The organism is Geofilum rubicundum JCM 15548 (genome assembly GCF_000974365.1).
GTDB lineage: Bacteria > Bacteroidota > Bacteroidia > Bacteroidales > Marinilabiliaceae > Geofilum > Geofilum rubicundum.
Genome location: NZ_BAZW01000005.1, coordinates 1 through 11,589, shown reverse-complemented (window position 1 = coordinate 11,589; position 11,589 = coordinate 1). Strand labels below are relative to the sequence as shown.

Here is an 11,589-nt window from a genome sequence, read left to right as displayed (position 1 = left end):
CAACACACATTTTCAGATTCCCAATAGCATCCAGCGTAAAAAAAGATTCGAGTAATATGGGGATAAAATTTATTAAAAATAATCAATAATTATAACCACCCATCTAACAAATGACCAACAACATCAATTAGTTGATAAACTGTCAAAATGAAAGTATCAGCATTCAAAAAGCCATCTAATTATGGTCGTGTAGTTGCCACATCCCCATGCATACACCATCTTCTGTAGCTTTGCGACTACAGACACATTTGCGATTCTGATCTTCAGCAAAAACAAGATGGGCATGCACAAATTTGTCCTTAAACGCCAAATCTTCCAATATAACACGAGCGACGCACTGTCCCTCACGAAACACATAGTTCTTTCCAATGGTGAGCCGCCAACCTTTGGTGGCCACATTTGGAATGGTGACCACCATAGACTTCAGGCCAATCATTCTTAAAAACTTCATTTTAAGATAATTAATATAAAGAAATCTTTGTAATGCACTCATAACTTCGGGTTTAGATTTTAAGATTGAGATCTTCAACGCTACAAAGATTAAATTAGCTTATGCCAACTAGTGTCATAACTAAAAGACATTTGATTTTTTTTGCGTTTTTTTCATCCAATGCCCAAAAATAAAACGAGCCACTGCAACAGACCTGCAGTGACTCGATTAATCAAAATTTATACGCTTTTTTTGCCGCCTTGCGCAAATGAATTAAAGCTTAATGCTTTACAATTTTAATGGTTTCCATAGCACCGACACTTTCAAGCCGCAAAAAGTAAACACCCGCTTTCATGTGATTGGAGGCAATTACGCCCTGCTCATTCAGTCTGCCGTGTGAGGCTAACTGACCGTTCATATTAAAAATATGGTAAAGAACATCTGAGCGACTGGTCACTTGACTGTCTACCACTATTTGATGATCAAAAGGATTTGGAAAGACAGACCATGTCGCGTCCTCATTTGACTGAAGCGGTTCTTTGAGAGTGGTTGCACCTGACTGATCCACAAATCTTACATTGTCAATATAGACACAAGTGGCATTCCCGCCTAAATAAAATTTAAGTTTGGCTGTTGCATCCGTTACAGCTGAGACATAAGAATAACTGAAATCCTGAACGTTGACTGTTAAATTTTCGCTTCGTCCAAAATGAGTGGCATAATCTCCGCCATCTCTTTGCACGGCCACCCCAAGTGACCTGGCAGCATCTGCTTTGGCCGAAAAGGACAGCGAATAAGTCTTGCCCATCTCTATTGGCGTTTCGTAGCGGACCTGAACATGCCAGTTGGCAGTACCGGGATTATGTGCAGCGGGGCATACTTTAAGCGCCTTGCTGCCTGACAGACCGGCACCTGTTACCACCTCCATGGTGCCCGCTGCGCCGCTGTTGTTCTGAATGGTCCAGCCCTCCAGATTGATGTCAAATTCGCCATTCAAAATCAAATCGCTTTCCGAAACCACGCCGTCACCAAAATGGGGGTATCCGAGGTCAGGCTGACTGTTCATATAGCTCTCCAGCCAGAGCATGGCCGAACGCTTTGAACCATCTTCATTGAGCAAACCGGTTCCTGTCTTCCAGGTACTGCCTTCCACATATCCCCAAAGCGTAATACCGGCAACAGCAGGATGTTTCCAAAAAACCGGAAATATGTTTTGATAGCTATACAGTTGCGAGGCTTCAGTGTTAGAATTCCCTGTTAAATCCAGTTCTGTCACATAAACCGGAACACCTCCAGAGGCCATCAGATCGATGCGCGTTTTTAAGAGACCGGTCTGATTGGCCATACCGTCCACATTGAAGGTATGGGCCTGGGTGCCAAAACCATCAATTAATCCTCGGTCGCGCAAGACTTTGACCACATCCAACATTTCATGGATGCCATCGGGGTTGTTCTCCAACTCAAAATCATTCATTACCAACCTTGAATTGGGAAAATACTCCCTGGCTTTTTGAAACAGCCAGATAGCCCAGTCGTAGCCCGTTTCACCCGGCCCACCGAGGCCTTCCCTGAAAAAGGGCGTGCCAGCGGCATGCTCTTTTCCATTGTAGGTATTCAAGTACAAATTTTCATTGAGCACATCGATCTGGTCGATATGAGTATATCTCTCAGCGATGGCTGCCATGTACTCTTCCATTTCCGCTCTAAAGGCGGTTACATCTGAACTTAAGCCTTCTATCCACGACGGGTATTGACTCCCCCAGGCAATGGCATGATAACGATAGCTCAAATGATTGATTTCAGCTAAATAATAGGCAACATCCGAATTGGTCCAATTCATAACATCTCTGGTGCCCTCAACCACTCCCCATTTTGAACCATTTTCGGCCGTAACCCCATTCCAGTATTGAAGAAAATCACTTCTGACACCGCTATATCCAATGATATTTCCGAGGTACTTACCCTTTCCGGCACTCAAACCCCTCTTCACAACAGCATCTGTACCCACAGTAACCAATACACCGGCCGAAACAAAATCAACCGATTGGTCATTGATGGCACGGGCAGTAATTCGGTAGCTTCCAGCTTCCAGATTCTCCCACAAAAAAGAATAGGTACCGAAGGAATGGGTCGATGTCTCATGCACGATATTCCCATCCACATAAAACACCACCTTTTCAACAGGGCGCTCAGGTCCGCTTCCCCCGATTCCAGTCGAATATACCGGATGAGCAGATCTGTTCCTGCCTGGTAATAGGCATTGGTATGCGGATAGGTAATAACGCAGGAAGGTGGCGTTTCCGACTGAGCCTGAATACGATTACCCACCATGGGACTCAACACCAACAAAACCAACAACAATAACTTCATAATAAGATGTATATATTTTTAAAAAATAGGGTTCCAATGTTCTGCAAGGCCGGATGTAAAATAGGGAACATTTTTTTAAGATTTGGGCGACACTAAGGTGGTCATTTCTGTGAAAATAGTCGAAATTATGCAGAAATGAAGATTCCTTAACTCTGAAACTTATTTTCATACAAAAATGGATAATAACTTATTATTTTTTATATTTATAGCTAGTGACCACAAGAGAAAGGGTCTGAACCTTCAATATTAAAAATCTATGAAGTCAAGAGGAATTAGCATAACCGTAGGCACTCCTGCTCTGTTGATCTTCCTGACTTTTATAATGCTCTGGGCCTTGGGAAACGTTGGTTATGCAACCCAAAAGGTGGTGAACGTTGGTATTTATGACAATCCACCTAAAATATTTATAGACAAAAGCGGGCAGCCATCAGGTATTTTCGTTGACCTGCTGAATCAGATAGCCACCATTGACAATTGGAAAATCAACTATCACTTTTCTACCTGGGAGGAGTGTTTACATCAACTCGAAAATGGCAGCATTGATTTATTGCCGGATGTTGCCATCACTTCTGAACGCAAAAACCACTTTGAATTCAATACCATTCCTGTGCTTGAAAGCTGGTCACAGATCTATGTGAAAAACAATAAGGAGATACACCAACTAGGCGATTTGAGCGGAAAACGCGTGGCCCTTTTGAATGGCTCAGTACAGCAAAGCAACTTTCGCCAAACGATGAAAGGCTATGGCTTTCCTTATACAGAAGTCACAGCAGGCTCCTTCACCGAAGCTTTGTCCCTGGTCAGCATCGAGGTGGCAGATGCAGCCATCACCAATGTCTTTTTTGGAGATTTGAATGCCTCAGAATTTGATCTCCGAAAAACAAGCCTTATTTTTAACCCGGTCACCCTCTATTTTGCTATACACCCCTCCGGCGACACCTCCCTTATCAATACCATCGACCTTTACCTCACCGTATGGAAAAATACGCCCCGATCCTTCTACTATAGCACGCTTCAAAAATACACCCTCTCGGAACCGCTACCAAATAGCAACCCGAACAAACTATTCCTCGTTGTTATAGTGCTCATTTCAATGGTCGCTTTTATTATCCTTTTAAAATCAAAGCAGGGCCAAATACAAAAATTATCCAGGCAGATAAAAGACCAACAGCGCCTGCTGCATAACCAGGAAGATAAGTTTCGTGGCTATTTTGAAAGTTCACCCATAGGCATGTTCGTGGCCGACACCCGGGGCAGATACATCGATGTGAATCCTGCAGCCTGCTCTATTACCGGCTACCAGGAACAGGAATTAAAAAACCTGACCATTGCGGACCTCATACCGGAATCGGGTCGAAAGGGCGCCGCCCATCATTTTAATCAACTGGTAACGGAAGGCCGTGCCGAGGGTACAATGCCCTTCAGGAGCAAGTCGGGCGAAATTCGCCACTGGTCGGTTAACGCCGTTAAAATAGAAGAAGACAAACTCATAGGATTTGTGGAAGACATCACCGAAAAAACAAAACTGGAAGAAGAGCGCTTTCAAATACCAGAAAAACTGGAAAGACAGGTAAAAGAAAAGACCCAGGAACTCAATCTGCGCATTTCTGAGCTGGAACATTTCAGGGAAGTTACCATTGAACGGGAATTGCGCATGGAGGAGCTTCGTTCCGAGATCAAACGACTTAAAAACAAGCAAGACATCCACTAAATAAGGCCAATGGTGCGTCATGATTTTCTAAAAATAAGATTTTTCCAGACAATGACTCTATGGGCTCTGCTGTTGGCCTTTCCGTTGCACCTGTTGGCACAACCCAATTACCGCTCTGCCAGATATTCGATAAGTGACACCCTTTTGGTCGGGGCTGAAATCAACTATCCTCCCTACTGTGTGCTCAATGCTCATGGAAAAGCCGATGGCTTTTCCATAGAACTATTGAAGGCTGTGGCGGATGCGTCGGGCTACATCTGGTTTTCAAAAGCGGAATATGGACTCACTTAAAAGCAGATCTGGCACATGGCCGCATTGATGCTCTTCCAATTATGGGGCGCACCCCCGAACGGGAATCCCTGTATGATTTTTCCATGCCCTACCTGACCCTGCAAGGCGCAGCTTTTATCAGAAAAGGCAGCGCGTCCGACATCAGCACTGCGAATTTAAACACAAAGGAAATCGTTGTGATGAAAGGAGATAACGCCGAAGAGTATGCACGCCGACATCACCTCTCACCTTACATTTTCACCTACAACACTTTGCAGGAAGCTTTTTTGCGACTGGCTGAAGGCCAACATGACGTGCTTTTGGTACAACAAGTCACCGGACTCAACGTCATTCGTGAACTGGGCATTAACAACATTGAAACACTTAACCTGTCCTTACCCAATTTTCAACAGGACTATTGCTTTGCCGTGCAAAAAGGCAATGCCTCGCTTCTGACCAAATTCAACGAAGGACTCTCCATTGTTATTGCCAACGACTCCTACAAAACCATCCAGTCGAAATGGTTCGGCCCGGATATTTTGGGGCGCACCACCTCGAGAGAAGCATTAGAAAACTTTGTTCTCTATTTGATTATACTCATTTTGATTTTGGTAGGAATATGGATTTACACCCTCAGGCGTCAAATTCGGAAACGAACCAAACGACTGAAACGGGAAGTGCAAGATCACCGTCAAACCCTTTTTCTGCTTGAGCGACAAAAGAACCATCTACTGCAAAGTGAGCAACAGGTGCGCCTCTTGCTTAACTCTACTGCTGAAGGCATATACGGCATCGATTTGAAAGGCAACTGCACTTTCATCAACCAGTCCGCATTGAAATTGCTTGGTTTTATTTCACCCGATGAAGTCCTCGGACAAAACATGCACCTTTTGATGCACCATACCCATAACGATGGCTCAAACTACTCTATTGAAACCTGCAAAATTCATGAAGCCATTCAACAATCAAAAGGCACCTTTGTGGAAGGCGAAATGTTTTGGCGATCGGATGGCACGAGCTTTCTTTCTGAATATTATGCCTATCCGGTGATAAAAAGTGGCCAAATCACCGGCTCGGTCATTTCTTTCAGGGATATTACGCGACGGCATATGGCGCAACAGGAGTTAATGAACCTGAAAAATGATCTGGAATTAAAAGTGGCGGAGCGAACTGCGGAGCTGGAAGAAAAAATAGAATCCCTCAATAAAAACCAAAGAGCCATGCTTTTTCTGGTGGGAGATCTCAATGCCATTTCAGCAGAATTAAAAGAAGAGCGCAAAAAACTGGAGTTATCGAACCACGAACTGGAAGCCTTTACCTATTCAGTATCGCACGATTTACGCGCTCCTCTCAGAGCCATAAATGGTTATGCCGAATTTCTTATTCATGATTATGCCCCCCTGCTCGACGATGAAGGCAAACGCTTTATCCACGTGATTCGCAGCAACACCCTTAAAATGGAACAGTTAATTACCGATTTGCTGAGATTGTCAAGGGTATTCAAGACCAATTTAACCCTGATGCCAGTAGATATGGGGGAAATGGCCCGATCAATATTTATTGGTTTAACAGACAGTATCCATCAAAAAAGTTATAAATTTGTGCTTCATCCCCTGCCAAAGGTATTGTGTGATGGAGGATTAATAAAACAGGTCTGGCAAAACCTCATCGGCAATGCCATCAAATACAGCGCCAAATCACCTGTTAAAGAAATTGAGATTGGGGCTGAAGAACGTGAATCAGACCTGCTGTTTTTCGTTAAAGACAAGGGCGCCGGTTTTAATAGTGCTTATAAAAAGAAATTATTTGGTGTTTTTCAACGCTTGCATCGCGATGATGAATTTGAAGGCACCGGTGTGGGACTGGCTACCGTTCAGCGCATCATTCGCCGGCATGGTGGTCAGGTATGGGCAGAAGGAGAAGTGGGTCAGGGCGCCACATTTTATTTTACATTACCCAAACAATAAATCGTTAGGTTAATAATTTCAACCACCAAACCCAAAAACAAAAACACCAAAATGACCAGCCGTCCGGAAGAAAAGATACGCATCCTGTTTGTTGAAGACCTCCCCACCGATGCAGAAATGGCCCAGCGGGAAGTTAAATCGGCGGGCATCGAATTCACATCGGTTATAACCGATACCGAAGAGGGTTTTCGACACCAGTTAATTGATTTTAATCCTGATGTAATCGTATCAGATTATTCCATGCCCATATTTGACGGCATGCAGGCCCTGCAAATTGCCCGTGAACACAATCCCATATTGCCCTTTATTGTTCTCACTGGCTCTATTAATGAAGCCACGGCCGTAGCCTGTATGAAGCAGGCGCCAACGACTATGTACTAAAAGAACAAATTAAACGACTCCCCTATGCCATACAGGAAGCCCTAAAAACCAGTCAAAACATTGCAGCGAAAGTGCAATTTGAGCAAAAGCTTAAGGAAAGCCTGGAAGAAACCAAAGGCATCATCAATGCCATGAAAGAAACGGTTTGGATCATTGACCAGCAATGCCAAATTTTGGATATCAACCAACAAGCATGTACTTCCCTCGGATACACTAGAGACGAATTGCTGAACATAGGATTAGTCGGCATTGACAAACATATGAATCCCGATGAAATGAAAGCCATGCCGAAAACTATGTCTAAGAATGAGATTCAGACCTTTGAAACCTGGCATACCTCTAAAACAGGCCAGGTAATTCCGGTGGAAGTTAATGCTTCTCAAATACGTTACAACGGACAAATAGCGGCTCTTGCTGTAGCCCGGGATATTACCGATCGACTCAAAAACGAACAGGACTTACGCAAAGCCAAAGAAAAAGCAGAAGAAAGCGACCGTTTAAAGTCGGCCTTCCTGGCCAACGTCAGCCATGAAATCCGCACCCCAATGAATGGCATCGTTGGTTTTCTGGAGTTATTGCAGACGCCTGGCATCAACGATGAGAAAAAAGAAAAGTACTTTGAAATGGTGAATCAAAGCAGTCAAAGGCTGTTGGATACCATTAACGACATTATTGAGATTTCCAAAATTGAGTCGGGTCAATCAGAAGTTAAGCTCACAGAGGTTAACACTGTTGATATTATGCATTATCACCATGAATTCTTTTTGCGGCAAGCGAAGAAAAAAAACTTAGAAATATTGATTGGCCAACAGATCACCGATTCCAGCGCCTTAATAATCACCGACAAATATAAAGTAGAAGCCATTCTTTCGAATTTATTGACGAATGCACTCAAATATACCGATAATGGCACCATTGAAATGGGCAACTACCTGAAGGATAACGAACTTATTTTTTATGTAAAGGATTCCGGAATGGGTATTCCGGAAAATAAAAAACAGGCCATATTTGACCGATTTACACAAGTCCATTCAGGCACCAACCGTCCTTTTGAAGGGGTTGGACTGGGATTGGCCATTGCTCAAGGCTATGTTCAGCTGCTCAATGGAAAAATAAGGGTGGAATCAGAAGAGGAAAACGGAAGTACTTTCTCCTTTTCAGTTCCTTATCAGCCATTGACCTCAAAACTGCCCGAAAAAGAAGATGAAAATTATACAGGCATGGACAAAACCAGTTTAGAAATGGAGTTGCTGCCCGATTTAAAAATATTAATTGCTGAGGATGATGAATTCAGCGCCCTCTACCTCGGTGCCATTTTGGACGCCAATAAAATAGCCTGGATAAAATGTGAAACGGGCACCGAAGCCGTTCGTTTGGTAAAAGAAAACCCCGACCTTTCAGTGGTTTTAATGGATATAAAAATGCCGGAAATGAGTGGATTGGAGGCCACGCGACAAATCAGAACCTTTAATACCACCATTCCCATTATTGCCCAGACGGCCTACGCCATGACCGAAGACCGCAGCAAAGCGCTCGCGGCAGGTTGCAGTGACTACATCACCAAACCCATCAAAAGAGACATGCTGATTGACCTTTTGAAAAAGAACACGAAAAATCAGGAATAACAATCATCGAAAATTCTTTTGGCCTTTTGCTTAACGGTTGCCCGGTCTAAAATCTGCACACGGATAAACCTCCTCCGATTCAGGGATTTTGAACCATTTGGCGGCTGCTATTGTTGTTTATAGTAGTTACACAACCCAAAAAATATTTCTATTATGAAACTAAGAACAGTAGTATTAAGTACTTTGATGGTTGGGGCAGTAGCCTGCGCCACGCCAACGGCCGACAACAATCAAGAAGAAGCGGAAGTGAAAACCACGCCTGCCTATGCAGGAGAGGCTGTAGAACATACTTTTCTTGAACTGCCCTATGCCTATGATGCGCTGGAGCCATATATTGATGCGCAAACCATGGAGCTGCACTACAGCAAACACCACCAGGGGTATTTCAACAATTTCAAAAAGGCGGTTGCAGGAAGTGATTTAGAAAATGCCTCCCTCCACTTTATTTTTGAAAACATTTCTACTTTAAGTTCAACTATCCGCAACAACGCCGGTGGCTATTACAACCATAACCTTTTCTGGTCCATGTTGGCACCGGGTGGAAAAGGTGAACCTTCTGAAGCGCTGCTTGCTGATATCAATGCAAACTTTGGATCAATGGAAGCCTTTCAGGAGAAATTTAACAGCGCGGCAACCGGGCAGTTTGGTAGTGGCTGGTCATGGTTAGTGGTTCAAGCCGATGGAAAATTAGCGGTTACCGGAACACCCAATCAGGACAACCCCTTAATGGATGTAGTGGAAGTGAACGGAACGCCCATTCTGACCTTGGATGTATGGGAGCATGCCTATTATTTGAAATATCAGAACAAGCGGGGCGACTATGTCCAAAACTTCTGGAACCTGGTGAACTGGGACGAAGTGAACCGACGTTATGCAGCAGCCCAATAAGCATTTCCATAAACTCAGACCATAAAAAAAGCCGCGCAGTGCGCGGCTTTTTATGGTTATTTTATTCTGTCCAAATACATTTTCCGGACATCCATTAGATATTCCAGGTTCATTTGCGGATTATAAATCCGAATCATATCCTGAATACCGTAGTTGACATGAAAATGACCAATGGCAGCATCAAAAGCCGATAGCTCCCAATTGAACTTCACCTTTTTTGTAATGTCTTCAAAATGTTTCCAATTGAGCTTTTTAGGAATGGTGAAATAACCATGATCCTTTTCGGTAACATCAAAATAGGCGCCGGGATGCTTCTCATCTAAAATGAAAAACTTCTTTATACGAATGACGCCGGGCCCCTCAGGTTTTCCACCCGGTTTTTTCCTGAATTCAATGCCTTCGTCCATGTAACACTCCTGTAGTTCAGGGATTTGGTGATAATCTTCCAAATGTCGTACCCTTATCACATGAAATTCTTTGTTATAGAGGTTCACAACCCCGGCAGCCGCATTAAAGTCACTTTGAAAATACTTTCGTATGTTTTGAGTTGCCCTGGTAATCTCTTCGAGTGTGTACAACTGCTTGACCACGAGATAGACATACAGAGGCTTGCTATCAATGGGATGATCAGAATAGTAATCAAAGAAACCCGGAAAAGGTTCCGGGGCCTCCAACACAAAGGTGTTGGGTAAAATCTGATCCTCCAATGTACGCAACGTCTCCTGCTTCAGGAGGTTGCCATACCTTTCGATATAAGGTGATGGATTCATAATATATGGTTTTTATTTATTAATAGTCTGCCCAAAAAAAACCGTCGCACACCTTCATCCATCTGCTCATCTATTCCGGTGGCGGTTCTCATTATAAACAACCCAAATTGCTCCCTTGTTTAACCAAGGCTTGAAGTTACCTCACTTCAAAGGTTGTTACATAATGGAAATATAACCATTCTGTTTTGTTTTAACAATGATACCACCCATTTTTAAGGACTGACACTGCGTGACACCGTCAGCCGGTGAGATCAATCTCTTGTAAACACCAACTCACTGTCATTCACAGTCATATCGCTATTATACCGATAACCATCCAGGTTAAAAGCCTTCAACTCTTCAGGCCTGGTCAATTCATTTTCAATAACATAACGAGTCATGAGCCCTCTGGCCTTTTTAGCAAAAAAACTGAGAATTTTATACTGGCCATTCTTAAAATCTTTAAAGACCGGCGTTACAACAGGTACCTCCAGCTTTCCGGTGTGAATGGCCGAAAAATACTCCTTACTGGCCAAATTCAAAAGATACCGGTGTCCTTCCTGTTGTATATCCGCCTTCAAAAGGCTGGTTATTTTATCCCCCCAAAAGGCATACAGGTCCTTACCCTTTCGGGTAGTTAGCTTGGTGCCCATCTCCAGACGGTACGGCATGATGTTATCCAAGGGACGCAACACCCCGTAGAGTCCCGACAAAATACGCAGGGACTTTTGGGCATATTCCATAGCACCCGGCTCCATGGTCAAAGCATCCAATCCGTTGTACACCTCTCCCTTAAAGGCCAGCAAAGCCGGACGCACCGCTTCCTGCCTGAAAGGCCATTGCCACTCCACAAAGCGTTCCCCATTCAGCTGCGCCAAAGCATCACTGATCTTCATCAACTTTTTAAGCTTCTCCGGAGAAAAAGCCCTCAACTGCTCAGCCAACTCAGTCGCCTCCTCCGGCATCCGAATAACCGTCCCCTTGTAATCAGGAATCTCCCTTTCGTAATCCAGCGTCTTCGCCGGCGAAATAACTATCAACATACCTCTCCATTTAAAAAACCCCTAACAACCTATTATCCCATCTTACCCCATCAACCCTTCCTACCCTTCTTACCCTTCCTACCCCTCTCAACCTATTGACCTATCAACCTATTGACCTAATTACCCCATCAACCCCACTTACCCTTCCCACCCCT

General features: G+C 43.9%; 11 protein-coding genes. 6 read left to right on the top strand and 5 right to left on the bottom strand.

Going from position 1 to position 11,589, the window contains the following annotated elements:
- Positions 1-175 precede the first annotated feature (175 nt).
- From JCM15548_RS04030 to JCM15548_RS21515, 3 genes are all read right to left on the bottom strand, one after another.
- Positions 176-451, bottom strand: a complete 276-nt coding sequence (locus JCM15548_RS04030) for a hypothetical protein (RefSeq protein WP_157482398.1) — start codon at positions 449-451, stop codon at positions 176-178.
- A gap of 259 nt (positions 452-710) precedes the next feature.
- A complete protein-coding gene (locus JCM15548_RS04025; protein WP_157482396.1) occupies positions 711-2,534 on the bottom strand; it encodes an endo-1,4-beta-xylanase in 1,824 nt (607 codons plus the stop codon).
- Entirely contained in the window at positions 2,417-2,800 is a 384-nt protein-coding gene (locus JCM15548_RS21515; protein ID WP_157482394.1) for a hypothetical protein, read from the bottom strand. Before JCM15548_RS21515 ends, JCM15548_RS04025 begins: the two co-directional genes overlap by 118 nt.
- 256 nt (positions 2,801-3,056) lie before the next feature.
- Here JCM15548_RS21515 and JCM15548_RS04015 point away from each other — a divergent pair, with 256 nt between their 5' ends.
- From JCM15548_RS04015 to JCM15548_RS03990, 6 genes are all read left to right on the top strand, one after another.
- On the top strand, positions 3,057-4,511 hold the full coding sequence (locus JCM15548_RS04015; protein WP_062122556.1) for a PAS domain S-box protein: 1,455 nt from the start codon (positions 3,057-3,059) through the stop codon (positions 4,509-4,511).
- 51 nt (positions 4,512-4,562) lie between these two features.
- A complete protein-coding gene (locus JCM15548_RS25025; RefSeq protein WP_062122555.1) occupies positions 4,563-4,802 on the top strand; it encodes a transporter substrate-binding domain-containing protein in 240 nt (79 codons plus the stop codon).
- Positions 4,688-6,748, top strand: coding sequence for an ATP-binding protein (locus tag JCM15548_RS25020; protein ID WP_369403672.1), 2,061 nt, complete (start codon positions 4,688-4,690; stop codon positions 6,746-6,748). Before JCM15548_RS25025 ends, JCM15548_RS25020 begins: the two co-directional genes overlap by 115 nt.
- A gap of 51 nt (positions 6,749-6,799) precedes the next feature.
- The gene (locus JCM15548_RS04000; protein WP_062122553.1) at positions 6,800-7,129 is read left to right on the top strand and encodes a response regulator; all 330 of its coding nucleotides are present in this window, start codon (positions 6,800-6,802) and stop codon (positions 7,127-7,129) included.
- A gap of 71 nt (positions 7,130-7,200) precedes the next feature.
- Positions 7,201-8,754: a hybrid sensor histidine kinase/response regulator gene (locus JCM15548_RS03995; RefSeq protein ID WP_062122552.1), complete on the top strand. Its 1,554-nt coding sequence runs from the start codon at positions 7,201-7,203 to the stop codon at positions 8,752-8,754.
- 153 nt (positions 8,755-8,907) lie between these two features.
- Complete coding sequence (locus JCM15548_RS03990) at positions 8,908-9,642, top strand: superoxide dismutase (RefSeq protein WP_227625437.1); 735 nt, start codon at positions 8,908-8,910, stop codon at positions 9,640-9,642.
- A 56-nt stretch (positions 9,643-9,698) separates the two neighbouring features.
- On the opposite strand, the gene JCM15548_RS03985 is transcribed toward JCM15548_RS03990, so the two are convergent.
- Both JCM15548_RS03985 and yaaA read right to left on the bottom strand, forming a co-directional pair.
- Positions 9,699-10,412, bottom strand: a complete 714-nt coding sequence (locus JCM15548_RS03985; RefSeq protein WP_062122551.1) for a hypothetical protein — start codon at positions 10,410-10,412, stop codon at positions 9,699-9,701.
- A 251-nt stretch (positions 10,413-10,663) separates the two neighbouring features.
- On the bottom strand, positions 10,664-11,434 hold the full coding sequence (gene yaaA / locus JCM15548_RS03980) for a peroxide stress protein YaaA (RefSeq protein WP_062122550.1): 771 nt from the start codon (positions 11,432-11,434) through the stop codon (positions 10,664-10,666).
- Positions 11,435-11,589: the final 155 nt, after the last annotated feature.

Coding starts and splice junctions, on each gene's coding strand:
- JCM15548_RS04030 (WP_157482398.1), bottom strand. CDS start 451: ATGAAGTTTTTAAGAATGATTGGCCTGAAGTCTATGGTGGTCACCATT.
- JCM15548_RS21515 (WP_157482394.1), bottom strand. CDS start 2,800: ATGAAGTTATTGTTGTTGGTTTTGTTGGTGTTGAGTCCCATGGTGGGT.
- JCM15548_RS04015 (WP_062122556.1), top strand. CDS start 3,057: ATGAAGTCAAGAGGAATTAGCATAACCGTAGGCACTCCTGCTCTGTTG.
- JCM15548_RS25025 (WP_062122555.1), top strand. CDS start 4,563: ATGACTCTATGGGCTCTGCTGTTGGCCTTTCCGTTGCACCTGTTGGCA.
- JCM15548_RS04000 (WP_062122553.1), top strand. CDS start 6,800: ATGACCAGCCGTCCGGAAGAAAAGATACGCATCCTGTTTGTTGAAGAC.
- JCM15548_RS03990 (WP_227625437.1), top strand. CDS start 8,908: ATGAAACTAAGAACAGTAGTATTAAGTACTTTGATGGTTGGGGCAGTA.
- JCM15548_RS03985 (WP_062122551.1), bottom strand. CDS start 10,412: ATGAATCCATCACCTTATATCGAAAGGTATGGCAACCTCCTGAAGCAG.
- yaaA (WP_062122550.1), bottom strand. CDS start 11,434: ATGTTGATAGTTATTTCGCCGGCGAAGACGCTGGATTACGAAAGGGAG.